The sequence below is a fragment of the Actinomycetospora rhizophila genome (genome assembly GCF_042657905.1).
Taxonomy (GTDB): domain Bacteria; phylum Actinomycetota; class Actinomycetes; order Mycobacteriales; family Pseudonocardiaceae; genus Actinomycetospora; species Actinomycetospora rhizophila.
This window is the reverse complement of record NZ_JBHSKG010000001.1, coordinates 223373-241664: the sequence shown is the minus strand read 5'-3', so window position 1 is coordinate 241664 and position 18292 is coordinate 223373. Positions and strand designations below refer to the sequence as shown.

Here is an 18292-nt window from a genome sequence, read left to right as displayed (position 1 = left end):
ACTCGCCGCGGCGTCGCTGACGGCCTCGCGCACCTTCTCGGCGGACGGTCGGTCACCGCGCGTTTCACGTGGAACGGTGCGGCCGGACGGGGAGGTCGGTCGCTCAGTCACGGGCACGATCCTTCCTGCCGCGGGCGCGGCGTCCGGAACCGGGGGAGGGGCCGCGCTCGCTCCGGCTTACCAGCACGACGGTCGTCGCCGCGTCTCCCACGCCGCACCGCACCACCCGGGGGTCGTCCCCACCCGCCGCGCGGATCTCCTTGAGGTCCCGCTCGATCTCGTTCGCGGCACTCGCACCCTTCATCGCCGCCAGGATCCCACCCGGCCGCACGAGCGGGAGCGTCCAGGTCGCGAGTCGCCCGATCGGCGCCACGGCGCGTGCCGTGACCACGTCGCTCTCCCCGCAGCGCCGGCGCGCCTCCCGCTCCTCGGCGCGCCCGCGGACGACGGTGACCGCCAGCCCGAGCTCGTCGACCACCCGCTCCAGCCACGCCACGCGGCGGGCCATCGGCTCGAGGAGCGTGATGGCGAGGTCGGGTCGCGCCAGCGCGAGGGGGACGCCGGGGAGACCCGCGCCCGACCCCACGTCGACCACGGACGCGTCGGCGGGCAGGACCTCGCCGACCGCCGCGCTGTTGAGGACGTGCCGGTCCCACAGCCGCGGCAGCTCGCGGGGACCGATCACGCCCTGCTCGTGACCGGGGCCGGCCAGCAGGGCGACGTAGCGCTCCGCGGCCGCCAGCCGGTCACCGAAGACCTCGGCGGCCGCGGCCGGGGTGGCCGGCACGGCCGGGGTGTCGATCGGCCCCGTGCCGTCCGGTGACCCGTCGCGGGTCGTGCTCACGGCCGTGTTCCACGTGGAACAGAGGTACCGGGCACCGTGCTCAGCCCGCCGGGTGGACCACGACGCGACGGCGGGGCTCCTCGCCCTCGCTCTCGCTGCGCACCCCACCGGCCGCGGCGACGGCGTCGTGCACGATCTTGCGCTCGAACGGCGTCATCGGCCGCAGCCGCTGGGCGCGCCCGGTGTCCTTGGCCTCCTGGGCCGCCGTCCGACCGAGGTCGGTCAGCTCCGACCGACGCTGCGAGCGCCAGCCGGCGACGTCGAGCATGAGGCGGTTGCGGGAGCCCGTCGACTGCTGCACCGCAAGACGCGTCAGCTCCTGGAGGGCCTCGAGGACGTCACCCCGGGCCCCCACGAGCTTCTCGAGGTCCTTGCCGCCGTCGACGCTGACCACCGCGCGGCCGGCCTCCACGTCGAGGTCGATGTCCCCGTCGAAGTCGAGGATGTCGAGCAGGCGCTCGAGGTAGTCGCCCGCGATGTCGCCCTCACGGACGAGCTGGTCCTCGGAACTGCGCTCCGCGCGCGTCGCGTCCTCGGCCGGCCCGGACCTCGCCGGACCGGAGTCCGGCCCGGACTCCGCCACGGACTCGTCCTTCTCCTGCGACGCCACCGTCTCCGACACGCCGTCTCCTTCCGCCGGGCCCCGCCGGGGCCTCTCCTGGCACGCGCCGCGCCGCTCTCCGCGCGCGTGCGGGTCGATGGGTCCGGCTCGCGCTGGCGCGCGGTGGCCGGGAGCCCGCGGCGGCGAGGGGACGGCGCCGGGCCGTCACCGCTCGCCGCCGGCGAGCTACTTCTTCTTCTTGCCGCGCTTGTTGCCCTGGCCCGACGACGCGAGCTGCCCGCCCTTGCCGCCGCCCTTGCCTGCGTTCCCGGCCCCGTTGCCGTTGCCGGCGCCGTTCGCGGACCCGTTGCCCGACCCGCCGCCGCGGTTGACCTTGCCCGGGCTCGCGTTGCCGGAGCTCTGGCGGGCGGCGCCGGACCGGGCCGGCCCGACCTTGCCGGGGGCCCGGCGCCCGGACCCGTTCTTGCCGCCGCCCTTGGCCGCGCCGTTCTTCGCGGCGGGCTGCGGGGTCGCCGGCGCCGCGCTGTCCGCGTCACCCGCGTCGTCGTCGCCCGTCGTGTCGAGCACGTCGTCGTCGGCGACCGTCTCGGCACCCTGGCGCTGGGGCTTCTGGCCCACCTGGGGCTTCTGGCCGACCTGCGGCTTCTGACCCACCTGGGGCTTCTGGCCCGGCTTGGGAGCGAGGGCGTCACGCTGCTCGCGCGCCTGCTCGCGCTTCTCCTCCTCCTCGCGGGCGATCTTGCGGTAGATGAGGAACTGCTGGCCGAGCGTCCACGTGTTCTGGCTCAGGAAGTAGATGAGGATCGCGATCGGGAAGAAGGCACCGAAGACCAGCAGACCGGCCGGGAACAGCCACATCGTGATCTTGCCCATGATCGCGGCCTGCGGGTTCGCCGCGGCCGCCGGGCTCTGGTGCTGCTGCGAGACGCGCGCGGTGAAGTGCGTGGCGACCGCCGCGAGGATCATGAGGGGGAGCGCCACGGGCAGGACGTGCGCCTGGAACTCGCCGAAGTTGAAGCTGAAGGTGCCCAGCGACTGCATGCCGCCGGCGATGGCCTCGTTCAGCTTGACGCCGAAGATGTCGGCGTTGGTGAACGACTCGATGTCGGCCCGGTCGAAGACGTAGTTGTACGGGTAGTTCGGCTGGAACCCGCGCAGCACGTGGAACAGACCGATGAAGACCGGCAGCTGGACCAGCAGGGGCAGACAGCCGCCGAGGGGATTGACCCCGTGCTCCTTCTGGAGCTTCTGCATCTCCTCGGCGAGCTTGGTGCGGTCGTTCTTGTACTTCTCCTGCAGCTTCTTGATCTGCGGCTGGAACTCCTGCATCTTCCGCATCGAGCGGACCTGGCTGATGAAGGGCTTGATCAGCAGCGCGCGCAGGGTGAAGACCAGGAAGATCACCGACAGCGCCCAGCCGAGGCCGCTGGCGGGCCCGAGGACGAAACTGAACACCTCGTGCCAGAACCACATGATTCCCGACACCGGGTAGTAGATGAAGTTCAGCACTGCTCTCGCTCCTCGGTGTCAGGGGTGTCGGCCCCCGTGTCGGCGGCGCGGCGGGGCCACCCGCACCGCGTCCGGTGCTCGCGGGGCGGCACCGGATCCAGGCCTCCAGGGTGCCAGGGTGCGCACTTGGCCACCCTGACCAGGGTCAACCCCGTGCCGATCACGACCCCGTGGGTGCGCAGCGCGCCGACGGCGTAGGCGCTGCAGCTGGGGTGGAAGCGGCACGAGGGCGGGAACATCGGCGAGATCCACCGCTGGTAGAAGCGCAGCACGGCGACCAGCGCGCGGACCGCGATCGAGGGGCGGCGCGCGCCGGCGTCGGGGGACGCGGCCACCTCACCCACCGATGCCGTCCTCCTCGTCGGGGCCGCGGTCGCGCGCCGCGGATGTGCTCGCGCCGGTCCCGGTCGTCGTTCCCATGGTGCCCGTCCGCGCGCCGGGAAGCGACCGCCCGGGCAGGCCCGTCGCGCTCCCGTGGGAGCATCCGCGCCGTGTCGATCGCCGGAGGGCCACCCACCGAACGACCCAGCGGGTCCGGGATCGGCGGCACGCGCCGGTCCCGCGCGGTCGCCGCGGCGCTCGTCGCGGCCGCCCGCCGCGGCACGGTCGTCGAGAAGGAGATCGTCGGGCTCGCCGACCTCGTCGGCCCGGGCGACGTCTGCCTCGACATCGGCGCCGAGTTCGGGCTCTACACCCACGTCCTCGCCGACCTGGTCGGGCCGCGCGGCGTCGTCCACGCCTTCGAGCCCCAGCAGGGCGCGCACCGGGCGCTGGAGCTCGGCGTCCGCGCCGCCGGCCTGTCGTGGGTGCACCTGCACCGCCTCGCCCTCGGGGGTGCGCCCGGCACCGCCGAGCTGTCCGTCCCCCGCCGGCGTGGGCTGCCCGTCCACGGACGGGCCTATGTCACCGCGGGCGCGCGGGACGCCGGCCCGAACCGCGAGTTCGCCGGGCACCGCCTCGAGTCGGTGGCCGTCGAGACCCTGGACGCCGTCGTCGCGGACCTCGTGCCGACGCGGGTGTCGTTCGTGAAGGCCGACGTCGAGGGGGCCGAGGGCGCGCTGCTCGACGGGGCCGTCGGCACCCTGGCCGGTCACCGGCCCCACCTCCTGCTCGAGATCGAGGACCGGCACACGCGCAAGTACGGCGTGGACGCCGCGGACCTCTTCGCCCGGCTCACCGGCGAGCTGGGGTACCGGGCGCACACGTGGTCGGCGGGCTGGCGGCCCGTCGCGGGGATCGTCGACACCGAGCGCAACTACCTCTTCAGTCCCTGAGCCGCAGGCGGGCGAGCGCGGCGTCGAGGTCGTCACCGAGCTCCGCCGAGGTCGCGTCGGCGGCCGCGGGCTGCGCGCGCACGACGAGGTCGGTGCCCGGCGGCAGCGCCTCCAGCCGCGGGCGCAGCAGGTGACGCAGGCGCCGGCTGACGCGGTGCCGGACGACCGCGGGGCCGACCGCGCGCCCCACGACGAGGCCGGCGCGGGCCGGACGGTCCGGGGTCGGCGGCACCACCGAGGGCGCCAGCGCGTGCACCACCAGCCGCTTCCTCCCGGCGCGCCGTCCACGGCGCAGCACGAGACGGAAGTCCTGGGGCCGGGTGATCCGGAGGGGGCGGGGGAGCATGCCGAGGCGCCGGCGGCGCGGTCGCACGGACCGGTACACACGACGACGGGACCGCGTCCCCGAGGGAGCGGTCCCGTCCGAGCTGTGGTGCCGGCGGGCCGTGCCCGCACACCGATCAGGCGCTGAGCGTGTCGCGGCCCTTGCGGCGACGCGCGGCGAGCACCGCACGGCCGGCGCGCGTCCGCATGCGCAGCCGGAAACCGTGGGTCTTCGAGCGCCGACGGTTGTTCGGCTGGAACGTGCGCTTGCCCTTGGCCACTTTCGGGTTCTCCTGCTCCAACGCGCCGCGTGAGCGCAGCGCCACGGTGGGTGCCGAACGCCCCGTCGGACGTCGGCTCCGGTCCCGACCAGGGTAGCCGGTGCCGCCCGGGGCGGCCGCACCCCGGGTCCGGCCACCCGGGGCGGGGAGGTTGTGGCCGCTGCCGGGACCTTGTTAGCGTCCACCACTCGCCGAGGACGCGGACCTCGGCTCCCGGGTCCGGCACGCGTGCCGCCCGAGCGGGGGACAGAACAGGACCCGGGCGCTGGGGGGCGCCCGTCGCACCCGCTCGTCACCGCCAACGAGCCGTCGTGCACAGTTGTGGACAAGACTGTGGACGCGCATGCCCACGGGCGGGTCGGACGGTCCTCACGGCGGGTCAGGGACGGAGGGGGTGCGCGGTGTCGGACCAGCTCTTCGACCTCGACGAGACCTGGGGCCAGGTCGTCGCCGAGCTCACCGCCGGTTCCGGCGACGGCGCCATGCTCTCCCCCCAGCAGCGGGCCTGGGTGCGGGTGACGCGCCCGCTCGGGCTGCTCGACGACACCGCACTGCTGGCCGCCCCGAGCGAGTTCGCCAAGGAGGCCATCGAGCGGGCGCTGCGCGACCCGATCGTCGCCGCGCTCTCCCGCCACATCGGCCGCCCCGTCTCGCTGGCCGTCCGCGTCGACCACAGCGCGCGCCCCACCCCGGAGGTCGGCCCCAGCACCTCGCCGCTGCCGCGGGTGACGCTGCCCGTCGCGAACGGCGACCCGTCCGGCGACGGGCACCACTCCGGTCCCGACACCGGCTACCTCGCGGCGACGTCCTCGCCCTCGGAGCCGACCTCGTCGCACCGCGCCGAGGCGATCGCCGCGGCGGCCGGCGTCGGGCGGGTCACCCACAACCCGGACCGGGCGCACCCCGAGGAGGAGGTCGACGAGGTCCGTGACGGCCTCGCCGCCGTCCACGAGATCTGGCCGCCGCGCACGCCCGGCGAGCCGATGGCCGAGCTGCGCGACACCGGGCCCGACCCGGCGCGCGGCGCCCCGCGCTCGCAGACCCGCCTCAACGAGAAGTACACCTTCGACACCTTCGTCATCGGGGCGTCGAACCGGTTCGCGCACGCCGCCGCGGTCGCCGTCGCCGAGGCACCGGCCCGCGCCTACAACCCGCTGTTCGTCTGGGGCGACTCCGGGCTCGGCAAGACCCACCTGCTCCACGCCGTCGGGCACTACGCCCAGCGGCTGTTCTCGGGGATGCGGGTGCGGTACGTGTCGACCGAGGAGTTCACGAACGACTTCATCAACTCCCTGCGCGACGACCGCAAGGTGGCCTTCCAGCGCCGCTACCGCGACGTCGACGTGCTCCTCGTGGACGACATCCAGTTCCTCGAGGGCAAGGAGGGGACGCAGGAGGAGTTCTTCCACACCTTCAACACCCTCCACAACGCGAACAAGCAGATCGTCGTGTCCTCGGACCGCCCGCCCAAGCGGCTGGAGACGCTCGAGGACCGCCTGCGCACGCGCTTCGAGTGGGGCCTGATCACCGACATCCAGCCGCCCGAGCTCGAGACGCGCATCGCGATCCTGCGCAAGAAGGCCGCGGGCGAGCGGATGGCCGCGCCGCCCGAGGTGCTCGAGTTCATCGCCGACCGCATCGAGCGCAACATCCGCGAGCTCGAGGGCGCGCTGATCCGCGTCACGGCGTTCGCCTCGCTCAACCGGCAGCCGATCGACCTGCAGCTCGCCGAGATCGTCCTGCGCGACCTCATCCCCGACTCCCGGCAGTCGGAGATCACGGCGCCGACGATCATGGCCGTGACCGCCGAGTTCTACTCGGTGTCGATCGACGACCTCTGCGGCCCGGGCAAGACCAAGGCGCTCGCCCTGGCCCGCCAGATCGCGATGTACCTCTGCCGCGAGCTCACCGACCTCTCCCTGCCCCGCATCGGGCAGACGTTCGGCAACCGCGACCACACGACGGTCATGCACGCGGACAAGAAGATCCGCAAGGAGATGGCCGAACGGCGCCGGACCTACGAGCAGGTCCAGGAGCTCACCGCGCGGATCAAGCAGCGCGCCCGCGGCTGACGCGTCGCGCTGCCGCGCCTGATTTCGAGCGAGGGGCACCGTCGGTCGAAACGACGGGCGAGGGGCGCCCTCCGCCAACGGAGCGCCCGCTCGTCGAGCGCTCCGCCTGTGTCGACCGAAGGGCACCTTCGGTCGGATAGATCGGCGAGGGGCGCCCTTCGCCAACGGAGCGCCCCGCTCGTCGAGCTGGCCTGCCCGTCGTCCCGAGATCACCAGCACCTGGTCCACCCGCGCCCCACGCCCGGCGCACACCACACGCTCCTGATCTCCGCGCACGCCCGGAGAACCCCGCCGGACCGCGCGTCACCGCACCGAACGCGCCGTTCGCTCCGTCCCGCGCAGCGAACGCGCCGTTCGCTGCACCCCGCGCGCCCGGCCCCACCCGCCGGCCGCCGCCCCGGGCGACGCGCAGCCCGCAGCGCCCGGAACCGCCATGATCACCACGCTCCGTCGACGACCGGCGTCATGTCGAGCGACACAGCGTGACCAACGGAGGCATCCGCCGGCGACGAAACGACGGCGGCCGTCGCCGAGTATCGGGCCCGGTAGCACACCGCGATCGTTCGACTCCCGATCGACCCACAGCTGGGGACAAGTCTGTGGACATCCGCCGCGCGCCGGTGGAAACGGCAGGGACGAGCAGCACGGGGCGCCGTCCGTCCACCGGACACGCCGGTCTGTCCCCGGATCCGGGCACCGCCCGCGCCGAGGTGTCCACACCGGATCCGGCGCCCCACCAGCGCCGACGGGCTCGATCCACACCACGCACAGGACTTACTGCTTCTACTGTTCTTCTCTCTTCAGGGAACTACGGAAGAACAGGTGGTGTGGACGGGTGGACGGAGCCTCGCCGCCGTCGGGCGAGGGCTACCCGATCGGTTGGGATCGAGATCGGGCCCGGAGTGTCGGACCCCTCCTGCACGCTCTACCGTGATGCACCCGCGCCGGGGTGCCCCGCGTCCAGGGATCACGCCACAGCACGGCCGAGCAGGGGGAGGACCCGCGATGAAGTTCCGCGTCGAACGAGACGCCCTCGCCGACGCCGTCGCCTTCGTCGCCCGCAGCCTGCCGAGTCGCGCGCCCGTCCCGGTCCTCGGTGGCGTCCTGCTCGACACCGAGGGCGACGGCACGCTGACGGTCTCGGGGTTCGACTACGAGGTCTCCGCCCGCGTCGAGGTCCCGGCCATGATCGGCGACGCCGGGCGCGCGCTGGTCTCCGGACGGCTGCTCGCCGACATCACCCGGGCCCTGCCGCCGCACCCGGTCGACGTCACGGTCGACGGCCCGCGCGCCGCCATCGCGTGCGGCAACGCCCGGTTCAGCCTCCCGACCATGTCGGCCGAGGACTACCCGCAGCTGCCCGACATGCCGCCGGTCGCCGGCGCGCTCGCGCCCGAGGTGTTCGCCCAGGCGGTCTCCCAGGTCGCGGTGGCCGCCGGGCGCGACGACACGCTGCCGATGCTCACCGGCATCCGCATCGAGATCGACGGCTCGACGCTGACGCTCGCCGCCACCGACCGCTTCCGTCTCGCCGTCCGCGAGTTCTCCTGGGAGCCCGGCGAGAGCGCGGGCGCCGGCGAGTCGGGCGAGGTGGCGCTGCTCGCCCCCGCCAAGACGCTCGCCGAGGCGGCCAAGACGCTCACGTCGTCGGGCTCGCGCATCGAGCTCGCGCTGGCCCGCGGCGACGGCCTGCTGGGCCTCGCCGGCGGCGGGCGCCGGTCCACCACGCGGCTGCTCGACGCCGAGTTCCCGCGCTACCGCCAGCTGCTGCCCAAGGAGCACACCTCGGCCGCGGTCATCGAGATCGCGCCGCTGGTCGAGGCGATCAAGCGCGTGTCGCTGGTGGCCGAGCGCGGCACGCAGGTGCGCCTCGAGTTCGGCGACGACACGCTGCGCCTCACCGCGGGCGGCGACGACGAGGGCAGCGCCGAGGAGGAGCTCTCCTGCCGCTTCGTAGGCGAGCCGCTGACCATCGCGTTCAACCCCGGCTACCTGCTCGACGGCCTGGGCGCCCTCGGGGCCGACCACGCGCACCTGTCGTTCACCACGCCGAGCCGTCCCGCGCTGCTGCGTCCGGCGAGCCCGGCCGGCGACGACGGCGGCGCCGCCGAGACCGACCCGGCCGAGGGCGGCGCCACCGCCGTCGAGCCCGGTCCGGGCGACCACGCCGACGATCTCCCGGACCCCCGTCCCGGGTACCTCTACCTCCTGATGCCGGTGCGGCTCCCGGGCTGACGCCCGCCCGCCCCCATCCCGACCCGAGCGCAGGACACGCCCCGCGGCGGGCGGCCGACGAGAGGAACGCGACGTGCAGCTGGGGATGGTCGGTCTCGGACGCATGGGCGGCAACATGGCCGAACGGCTCCGCGCCGCCGGTCACGAGGTGGTCGGCTACGCCAACGACGGGTCCGGCGACGTGGCGTCGCTCGACGACCTCGTCAAGGCGCTCGCGGCGCCGCGCACCGTCTGGCTCATGGTCCCGGCCGGTGAGGCCACGAACTCGACGGTGAACGCGCTGGCCGACCTCCTCGAGGCCGGTGACCTGGTCGTCGACGGCGGCAACAGCAAGTTCACCGACGACGCCGTGCACGCCGAGCTCCTGGACGGCAAGGGCGTCCGCTACGTCGACTGCGGCGTCTCGGGCGGGGTCTGGGGCCGTACCGAGGGCTACGGCCTCATGGCCGGCGGCGACGCGGCCGACATCGAGCGGCTGCTGCCGGTGTTCGACGCCCTGCGGCCCGAGGGCCCTCGCGAGGAGGGCTTCGTGCACGCCGGCCCGGTCGGCGCGGGCCACTACGCGAAGATGGTCCACAACGGCGTCGAGTACGGCCTCATGCAGGCCTACGCGGAGGGCTACGAGCTGCTGTCCGCCGGCGGGCCGGTCGACAACGTCGGCGCGGTGATGAAGGCGTGGAGCCGCGGCACCGTGGTGCGCAGCTGGCTGCTCGACCTCATGGTCCGGGCCCTCGAGGCCGACCCGCACCTCGACCAGATCACCGGCTACGCCGAGGACTCCGGCGAGGGGCGCTGGACGGTCGACGAGGCGATCGTGCACGCCGTGCCCGCCCCGGTGATCTCGGCGGCGCTGTTCGCCCGGTTCGCCTCCCGCCAGGTCGACTCGCCGGCGATGAAGGCCGTCGCGGCGCTGCGCGCCCAGTTCGGAGGGCACGCCACCCACAAGGCGGGCGAGGCCGCGAACGAGCCGCCCACGGGGGGCTGAGCTCCTCCCGTGTATGTGCGCGCGCTCTCGGTCACCGACTTCCGCTCGTGGGAACAGGCCGACCTCGAGTTCGCGCCCGGGGTCTCGGTGCTCGTGGGCGCCAACGGCCAGGGCAAGACCAACCTGGTCGAGGCCGTCGGGTACCTGGCGACGCTGTCGTCGCACCGGGTCGCGGGCGACGCCCCGCTCATCCGGCGGGGCGCGTCGTCGGCGCTCGTGCGCGCGGTGGCGGTCAACGAGGGCCGCGAGCTGACCGTCCAGGTCGAGATCGCGAGCGGGAAGGCCAACCGGGCGCGCGTCAACCGCTCGCCGGTGCGCAGCCCCCGCGAGGTGCTGGGGATCGTGCGCACCGTGGTGTTCGCCCCCGAGGACCTCGCGCTGGTCCGGGGGGATCCGGGCGAGCGCCGCCGCTTCCTCGACGAGCTGCTGGTGTCCCGCGCGCCGCGGTGGGCCGGCGTGCGCGCCGAGTACGACAAGGTGCTGCGCCAGCGCTCCGCCCTGCTCAAGACCGCCCGGCACGCCCGCGGCGACACGAGCACGCTCGACGTCTGGGACGCCCACCTCGCCCGCGCCGGCGCCGCGCTCGTCACCGGGCGCCTCGAGCTCACCGCCGCGCTCGCGCCCCACGTCACCGCCTCCTACGCGGAGGTCGCCCCGGAGTCCGCGCCGGTGGGGGCGCGCTACCGCTCGCGCGCGGAGAGCGTGGACGCGCTGGGCGCACCCGAGGCCGTGCTCCCGGCCGCCGAGGACGTCGAGGCGATGCTGCTCGAGGAGATGCGCCGGCGGCGGGGCCAGGAGATCGAGCGCGGCGTGTGCCTCGTCGGCCCCCACCGCGACGACCTCGAGCTCACCCTCGGCGAGGGGCCCGCCAAGGGGTACGCGAGCCACGGGGAGTCGTGGTCGCTCGCCCTCGCGCTGCGCCTGGGCGGGTTCGAGCTGCTCCGCGGGGAGGGCTCGGAGCCGGTGCTGGTGCTCGACGACGTCTTCGCCGAGCTCGACGTCCGGCGCCGCCGGGCGCTCGCCCGCACCGCCGCCCGCGCCGAGCAGGTGCTCGTGACGGCCGCGGTGGACGACGATGTGCCCGACGACCTGCAGGGAGCACGCTACGTGGTCGAATCGGGCACGGTCAGTGAGATGACTGCCGTCAGCAGGACGACAGGGGGTGGATCTGGTGGACCGGACGCGTGATTTCGGTCGGTGTCCTGGGGACAGACCTGTGGATGCTGTGGACAACTCGGCCGACGGCTCCGCGGCGGGCGGTCGTCCGGACCCGGATCCGGGGCGCGAGCAGGGCGGGTCCCGGGCCCCAGGTGTCCACACCCCTGATCGTGATGATTCGGGCACGCCGAGCGGGTCCGCGACGGACGGTCAGCAGACCTCACGACAGGCCTCACGACGCGGTGCCGACCTGGCCCGCGACGCCCTCGCGGCGGCCCGTGCGGCCGCCGCCGAGCGCCGCGCCGCGACCGGGGGCGGCAACGGGGTCCGCAAGCCCGTCCGGCGCTCCGGGACGGGCCTCGGGCGGCCGCGCCGGCGGGGCTGGTCGGGCGCGGGCGCCGACGACCGCGACCCGCAGACCCTCGGGCGGCTGGCCTCCCGCCTCTCGGGCGACCGCGGGTGGGCGCCGCGCCTGGCGAACGGGTCGGTGTTCGGGCGGTGGGCCGAGCTGGTCGGCGACGAGGTCGCCGCGCACGCCCGGCCCGAGTCGCTGCGCGACGGCGTCCTCACCGTGCAGGCCGACTCCACGGCCTGGGCGACGCAGCTGCGCCTGCTCCAGCGCCAGCTGATCGGGCGCATCGCGGCGGGCCTCGGCGACGGCGTGGTGACGAGCATGCGCATCCACGGGCCCGCGGCCCCGAGCTGGCGGCGCGGTCCCCGGCACGTGTCCGGGCGCGGACCCCGCGACACGTACGGCTGACCCGGGGGGACCACGAGCCCGACCCCGACCGCGCCCCGCACGCTCGCCCTCAGGGGCCGACGTAGGCGCGTCAGAGCCTCGGAGCGCCGTTCGCGGCCGGTCGGACCCTCCCGACGCCGTTTCGGGCGCCGTGTGACGCGCTGAGCCGCGTGCCCGGGCCGTTTCTGGAGAGGCGACCCGGTAGACTGGAGTGCGTAACACCGGCCCGCGCGTCCAGCGCACGGGCACGCGCCCACGCGAGGGAGACACCGGAGCCCGTGGCAGCCGCACAGAACTCGGCCCAGAAGAAGAACAACGGGGACTACAGCGCCTCGTCGATCACCGTCCTCGAGGGCCTCGAGGCCGTCCGCAAGCGGCCCGGCATGTACATCGGCTCCACCGGCGAGCGCGGTCTGCACCACCTGATCCAGGAGGTCGTGGACAACTCGGTCGACGAGGCGATGGCGGGCTACGCCTCGCGCGTCGAGGTCACCCTCCAGGCCGACGGCGGCATCGCCGTGGTCGACGACGGCCGCGGCATCCCCGTGGACGAGCACCCGGTCGAGAAGAAGCCCGCCGTCGAGATGGTGCTGACCATGCTCCACGCCGGCGGCAAGTTCGACGACAAGTCGTACGCGGTGTCGGGCGGTCTGCACGGCGTCGGCGTCAGCGTCGTGAACGCGCTCTCCACCGCGCTCGACGTCGAGATCCACCGCGACGGCCAGATCTGGACGCAGCACTACGAGCGCTCCGTGCCGGGGCCGCTGCAGCAGGCCGGCAAGACGAAGAAGACCGGCACGTCGATCACGTTCTGGGCCGACCCGACGATCTTCGAGACCACGACCTACAACCTCGAGACGATCTCCCGCCGCCTGCAGGAGATGGCCTTCCTCAACAAGGGCCTCACCATCGTGCTGCGCGACGAGCGCAAGCCCGAGGGCGCGGACGGCGAGGACGCCGCCGAGGTCGACGACGCGCCGGACGCCGAGGGCTACGTCTCGAAGGTCAAGGAGCGCACGTTCCACTACCCGGGCGGCCTCGAGGACTTCGTCGCCCACATCAACCACGCCAAGGAGCCGATCCACCGCAAGCCGGTGGGGTTCCAGGCCGAGGGCACCGGCCACCAGGTCGAGATCGCGATGCAGTGGAACTCGGGCTACTCCGAGTCCGTCTACACGTTCTGCAACACGATCAACACCACCGAGGGCGGCACCCACGAGGAGGGCTTCCGCTCGGCGCTGACCGCGACGGTCAACCGCTACGCGCGCGACAAGAAGCTCATCAAGGACAAGGACCCGGCGCTCACCGGCGACGACATCCGCGAGGGGCTCGCCGCGATCGTCTCGGTGAAGGTGGCCGAGCCCCAGTTCGAGGGCCAGACCAAGACGAAGCTGGGCAACACCGAGGTCCGCTCGTTCGTCCAGAAGGTCTGCAACGAGTATCTCGCCGACTGGTTCGAGGCCAACCCCGCCGAGGCCAAGACCATCATCAACAAGGCGGTCGGCTCGGCGCAGGCCCGCATGGCCGCGCGCAAGGCCCGCGAGCTCGTCCGCCGCAAGACGGCGGGCGACCTCGGCGGCCTGCCCGGCAAGCTGGCCGACTGCCGCAGCAACGACCCCGAGCGCAGCGAGGTCTACATCGTCGAGGGCGACTCGGCGGGCGGCTCGGCGAAGTCGGGGCGCGACTCGATGTTCCAGGCGATCCTGCCGATCCGCGGCAAGATCATCAACGTCGAGAAGGCCCGCATCGACCGCGTCCTCAAGAACAACGAGGTCCAGTCGATCATCACGGCGCTCGGCACGGGCATCCACGACGAGTTCGACCTCACCAAGCTGCGCTATCACAAGATCGTGCTGATGGCCGACGCCGATGTCGACGGCCAGCACATCCGCACGCTGCTGCTCACCCTGCTGTTCCGGTTCATGCGGCCGCTGGTGGAGAACGGGCACGTCTTCCTCGCGCAGCCGCCGCTCTACAAGATCAAGTGGAGCGGGCGGAACGCGGAGCCGGACTTCGCCTACTCCGACCGGGAGCGCGACGGCCTGCTCGAGGCCGGCCGGGCGGCCGGCAAGAAGATCAACAAGGACGAGGGGATCCAGCGCTACAAGGGCCTCGGCGAGATGAACGCCAAGGAGCTGTGGGAGACCACGATGGACCCCACGACCCGGATGCTGCTGCAGGTCACCCTGGACGACGCGGCCACCGCCGACGAGCTCTTCAGCGTGCTGATGGGCGAAGACGTCGAGTCCCGCCGCTCGTTCATCACCCGCAACGCCAAGGACGTGCGGTTCCTCGACGTCTAGTCGAGGTCGAGGGACGGGGGTGGCGGACGTTTCCCGTGGAACCACGCATCCCGTCCCGAACCCGGACAGGCCCGTTGACCGGCGCGAACACGCCGCGACGGGCCGTCCGGGGGAGCCGGGGGAGCACCCCCGGCCCCGATAGGATCGACAGCGTCCGGCGCCTCGTGGGTGGGGAGCCAGGAGGGTGAGAACCGCGTGACCGAGACGACCCTGCCTCCCGGTGGGTCCGGCGACCGCATCGAGCCGGTCGACATCCAGCAGGAGATGCAGCGCTCCTACATCGACTACGCGATGTCGGTCATCGTGGGTCGCGCGCTGCCGCTGGTGGAGGACGGCCTCAAGCCGGTGCACCGCCGCGTCCTGTACTCGATGTACGACTCGGGCTTCCGGCCCGACCGCAGCTACGTCAAGTGCGCGCGCGTCGTCGGCGACGTCATGGGCAACTACCACCCCCACGGCGACTCCGCGATCTACGACGCGCTCGTGCGCCTGGCCCAGCCGTGGTCGATGCGCTACCCGCTGATCGACGGGCAGGGCAACTTCGGCTCGCCGGGCAACGACCCGGCCGCGGCCATGCGGTACACCGAGTGCCGCCTCTCCCCGCTGGCGATGTCGATGCTCGCCGACATCGACGAGGAGACCGTCGACTTCGTCGACAACTACGACGGCCGCACCCAGGAGCCGGCCGTCCTGCCCAGCCGCATCCCGAACCTGCTCGTCAACGGCTCGGCGGGCATCGCGGTCGGCATGGCGACCAACATCCCGCCGCACAACCTGCGCGAGGTCGCGGACGGCGCCACCTGGGCCCTCGACAACCCGGAGGCCTCCGAGGAGGAGACCCTCGCGGCGCTCATGGAGCGCATCAAGGGCCCGGACTTCCCCACCGCGGGCCTCGTCGTCGGCACCGACGGCATCGAGTCGGCCTACCGCACCGGGCGCGGGTCGATCCGCATGCGCGCCGTGGTCGAGGCCGAGGAGGACGCCAAGGGCCGCACGATCCTCGTCGTCACCGAGCTGCCCTACCAGGTCAACCCGGACTCGCTCATCGAGTCGATCGCGACGCTGGTGCGCGACGGGCGCATCCAGGGCATCGCCGAGATCAACGACGAGTCGTCGGACCGCGTGGGCCGCCGCATCGTCATCACGCTGCGCCGCGACGCCGTCGCGAAGGTCGTACTGAACAACCTCTACAAGCACACCCAGCTGCAGTACAGCTTCGGCGTCAACATGCTCTCGATCGTCGACGGCGTGCCGCGCACCCTGCGGCTCGACCAGATGATCCGGCACTGGATCCGCCACCAGATCGACGTCATCGTCCGGCGCACCCGCTACCGCCTGCGCAAGGCCGAGGAGCGGGCCCACATCCTGCGCGGCCTGGTCAAGGCGCTCGACGCACTCGACGAGGTCATCGCGCTGATCCGCGCCTCGGAGACCGTCGACGTGGCCCGGGCCGGCCTGATCGACCTGCTCGACATCGACGACATCCAGGCCCAGGCCATCCTGGACATGCAGCTGCGTCGCCTGGCCGCCCTCGAGCGCCAGAAGATCGTCGACGAGCTCGCCGAGCTCGAGGAGACGATCCGCGACCTCCAGGACATCCTCGACCGGCCGGAGCGTCAGCGGGAGATCGTCCGCACCGAGCTCGCCGAGATCGTCGAGAAGCACGGCGACGACCGCCTGACCCGGCTCGTCGGCTACGACGGCGAGGTCGCCGACTCCGACCTCATCGCCGTCGAGGACGTCGTCGTCACGATCACGCGGACCGGCTACGCGAAGCGCACCAAGACCGACCTCTACCGCGCGCAGAAGCGCGGCGGGCGCGGCGTCCAGGGCGCGACGCTCAAGCAGGACGACCTCGTCGCGCACTTCTTCGTCTGCTCCACGCACGACTGGCTGCTCTTCTTCACCAACAAGGGCCGCGTCTACCGCGCGAAGGCCTACGAGCTGCCCGAGGCCAACCGCAACGCGCGCGGCCAGCACGTCGCGAACCTCCTCGCCTTCCAGCCCGAGGAGCAGATCGCGCAGGTCATGCACATCAAGGACTACGACGCCGCGCCGTACCTGGTCCTGGCGACGCGCACCGGCCTGGTGAAGAAGTCGCGCCTCACCGACTTCGACTCCAACCGCGCCGGCGGGCTCATCGGCATCAACCTGCGCGAGGGCGACGAGCTCGTCGGCGCCGTGCTGTGCTCGGGCGACGACGACCTGCTGCTCGTCTCGGCGGAGGGCCAGTCGATCCGGTTCTCGGCCACCGACGACGCGCTGCGCCCGATGGGCCGGGCGACGTCCGGCGTCACCGGGATGCGGTTCAACTCCGGCGACGAGCTGCTCTCGCTCGGCGTCGTCCGCGACGGCACGTTCCTGCTGGTCGCGACCGGCGGCGGCTACGCCAAGCGCACGCCGATCGAGGAGTACCCGGTGCAGAACCGGGGCGGCAAGGGCGTCCTGACGCTGCAGTACGACCGTCGTCGCGGGACCCTCGTGGGCGCGCTCATCGTCGAGCTCGACGACGAGCTGTACGCGATCACGGCGAGCGGCGGGGTGATCCGGACGACGGCCAAGGAGGTCCGCAAGGCGGGCCGCCAGACCAAGGGTGTGCGTCTGATGAACCTCGGCGAGGGTGGCACGCTGCTGGCCATCGCCCGCAACGCCGAGAACGCGGGCGACCCGGACGCCGGTGGGACCACCACACCGCCCCAGCCGTGAGCCAGCCGTGACGAGCCAGCCCTGATCTCCCGTCACCGACCGACGAGACGAGTCCTTCCGTGAGCACACCGAGCAAGCCGGACGAGCCGGGCCCCGCGACGTCGGAGACGGGCGCGGGCGGGACGCGGACGAGCACGCAGGAGTCCGCCCCCGACTCGAACGGCCAGCGCAACGGCGACGCGGAGTCCACCACCCGTGTGGACGCCGTCGAGGAGGAGTCGGCGGGGTCGTCGGGCGGCACGGACGGCGCCGACGGCGCCGCCGGCGGAGGGGCCGAGGGCAAGGGCGAGGCCGGCTCGGGGTCGTCGCCGTCCCCGTCCACCGAGGGCGAGACGTCCGGCGGACCGGCCGGCCCGCCGCCGCCGTGGCAGCGCGGCGGGGCGGCCACGGGTCCGCCGTCGGGCCCGATCCCGACCGGCCGGCCCTCCGGCCCGCCCACCCCGGGCGGCGGGCAGCCGCGGCCGGGACAGCCCGGTCCCGGCGGCCCGGCGGGTCCCGGCGGCCAGGGTGCTCCGGGTCAGGGTGCTCCGGGTCAGGGTGGCCCGGGTCAGGGCAACCAGGGTGGCCCCGGCGGCCCCGGTGGTGCGCACCCGCCGTCCGGGCCGTTCCCGCGCCCGGGCGGGCAGGGTCCGCAGGGGCCCGGCTACGGCCGCCCGCCCGGTGACGGGTCCGGGACGCCGTCGGGTGGCATACCGATCGCCGCGCGCACCGCGCCCGCGGCGGGCACGGCGCGGCCGGCCGAGGGCTCCGCGACCACCAGCTCGTCCGGGATCGACGCGCCCACCAACCAGCTCTCGCCCGAGCAGCTCGGCCTGCGCAACCGGGACGACGACGCCCGTCGCGAGCCCGACGACGTCGCCGAGCTCTCGGCCGGGCGTCCCCGCAGCGGCAAGGCACCGCGGCGGGCGAGCCTGCAGGTCCGTCGGTTCGACCCGTGGTCGGTGCTCAAGCTCGCGCTCGTGCTGGGCGTGGCCCTGTTCTTCGTGTGGATGTTCGCGGTCGGCGTGCTCTACGCGGTGCTCGACGGCATGGGCGTGTGGGCGCAGCTCAACGGCACCTACCAGGACCTGACGTCCGACGCGGGCGGCGGCGGCGAGCTCATCACCGCCGGCGGGGTGTTCGGCGTCGCGGCGGTCATCGGGGTCGTGAACATCATCCTGTTCACGGCGCTCGCGAGCGTCTCGGCGTTCATCTACAACATCTCCGCCGACGTCGCGGGCGGCATCGAGGTGACCCTCTCCGAGCGCGACTAGCGCGGGATCCCGGTGTCGGGCGCCCGGTGACCGTCGGGTACCGTGGC

General features: G+C 73.6%; 15 protein-coding genes. 9 read left to right on the top strand and 6 right to left on the bottom strand.

The genetic code is table 11. The features are described 5' to 3' along the window. Window positions 1-103: 103 nt before the first annotated feature. The 4 genes from rsmG to yidD form a co-directional block, all read right to left on the bottom strand. Window positions 104-802, bottom strand: coding sequence for a 16S rRNA (guanine(527)-N(7))-methyltransferase RsmG (rsmG, locus tag ACFPK1_RS01235; RefSeq protein WP_378019543.1), 699 nt, complete (start codon window positions 800-802; stop codon window positions 104-106). 82 nt (window positions 803-884) lie between these two features. Beyond that, entirely contained in the window at window positions 885-1466 is a 582-nt protein-coding gene (locus tag ACFPK1_RS01230; RefSeq protein ID WP_378019071.1) for a Jag family protein, read from the bottom strand. A gap of 165 nt (window positions 1467-1631) precedes the next feature. Then, entirely contained in the window at window positions 1632-2915 is a 1284-nt protein-coding gene (yidC, locus tag ACFPK1_RS01225) for a membrane protein insertase YidC (protein ID WP_378019070.1), read from the bottom strand. After that, window positions 2909-3259 (bottom strand): membrane protein insertion efficiency factor YidD, encoded by a 351-nt coding sequence (gene yidD, locus ACFPK1_RS01220; protein WP_378019069.1) that lies wholly within the window; start codon window positions 3257-3259, stop codon window positions 2909-2911. The genes yidC and yidD overlap by 7 nt, the downstream gene beginning before the upstream one ends. Before the next feature lie 147 nt (window positions 3260-3406). Between yidD and ACFPK1_RS01215 the strand changes: the two genes are divergently transcribed. Beyond that, window positions 3407-4189, top strand: coding sequence for an FkbM family methyltransferase (locus tag ACFPK1_RS01215; RefSeq protein WP_378019068.1), 783 nt, complete (start codon window positions 3407-3409; stop codon window positions 4187-4189). Here the strand turns inward: ACFPK1_RS01215 and rnpA are convergent. Both rnpA and rpmH read right to left on the bottom strand, forming a co-directional pair. Beyond that, window positions 4179-4535, bottom strand: coding sequence for a ribonuclease P protein component (gene rnpA, locus ACFPK1_RS01210; protein ID WP_378019542.1), 357 nt, complete (start codon window positions 4533-4535; stop codon window positions 4179-4181). The genes ACFPK1_RS01215 and rnpA overlap by 11 nt on opposite strands. A gap of 115 nt (window positions 4536-4650) precedes the next feature. Beyond that, window positions 4651-4794, bottom strand: coding sequence for a 50S ribosomal protein L34 (rpmH, locus tag ACFPK1_RS01205; protein ID WP_274283187.1), 144 nt, complete (start codon window positions 4792-4794; stop codon window positions 4651-4653). A 401-nt stretch (window positions 4795-5195) separates the two neighbouring features. Between rpmH and dnaA the strand changes: the two genes are divergently transcribed. From dnaA to ACFPK1_RS01165, 8 genes are all read left to right on the top strand, one after another. After that, the gene (dnaA, locus tag ACFPK1_RS01200; RefSeq protein WP_378019067.1) at window positions 5196-6866 is read left to right on the top strand and encodes a chromosomal replication initiator protein DnaA; all 1671 of its coding nucleotides are present in this window, start codon (window positions 5196-5198) and stop codon (window positions 6864-6866) included. A gap of 1005 nt (window positions 6867-7871) precedes the next feature. After that, window positions 7872-9101 (top strand): DNA polymerase III subunit beta, encoded by a 1230-nt coding sequence (gene dnaN / locus ACFPK1_RS01195; protein ID WP_378019066.1) that lies wholly within the window; start codon window positions 7872-7874, stop codon window positions 9099-9101. A gap of 73 nt (window positions 9102-9174) precedes the next feature. After that, complete coding sequence (gnd, locus tag ACFPK1_RS01190) at window positions 9175-10086, top strand: phosphogluconate dehydrogenase (NAD(+)-dependent, decarboxylating) (RefSeq protein ID WP_378019065.1); 912 nt, start codon at window positions 9175-9177, stop codon at window positions 10084-10086. Window positions 10087-10095: 9 nt separating this feature from the next. Further along, window positions 10096-11274: a DNA replication/repair protein RecF gene (gene recF / locus ACFPK1_RS01185; protein WP_378019064.1), complete on the top strand. Its 1179-nt coding sequence runs from the start codon at window positions 10096-10098 to the stop codon at window positions 11272-11274. Between the two features lie 28 nt (window positions 11275-11302). Then, entirely contained in the window at window positions 11303-12004 is a 702-nt protein-coding gene (locus ACFPK1_RS01180; protein WP_378019063.1) for a DciA family protein, read from the top strand. Window positions 12005-12261: 257 nt separating this feature from the next. Beyond that, the gene (gene gyrB, locus ACFPK1_RS01175) at window positions 12262-14286 is read left to right on the top strand and encodes a DNA topoisomerase (ATP-hydrolyzing) subunit B (protein ID WP_378019062.1); all 2025 of its coding nucleotides are present in this window, start codon (window positions 12262-12264) and stop codon (window positions 14284-14286) included. 195 nt (window positions 14287-14481) lie between these two features. Next, on the top strand, window positions 14482-16992 hold the full coding sequence (gyrA, locus tag ACFPK1_RS01170; RefSeq protein ID WP_378019061.1) for a DNA gyrase subunit A: 2511 nt from the start codon (window positions 14482-14484) through the stop codon (window positions 16990-16992). A gap of 59 nt (window positions 16993-17051) precedes the next feature. Next, window positions 17052-18245 (top strand): DUF3566 domain-containing protein, encoded by a 1194-nt coding sequence (locus ACFPK1_RS01165; RefSeq protein ID WP_378019060.1) that lies wholly within the window; start codon window positions 17052-17054, stop codon window positions 18243-18245. Window positions 18246-18292: the final 47 nt, after the last annotated feature.

Excerpts from the sequence above, each read along its gene's own strand:
- rnpA (WP_378019542.1), bottom strand. The coding sequence starts at position 4,535 with ATGCTCCCCCGCCCCCTCCGGATCACCCGGCCCCAGGACTTCCGTCTC.
- dnaN (WP_378019066.1), top strand. The coding sequence starts at position 7,872 with ATGAAGTTCCGCGTCGAACGAGACGCCCTCGCCGACGCCGTCGCCTTC.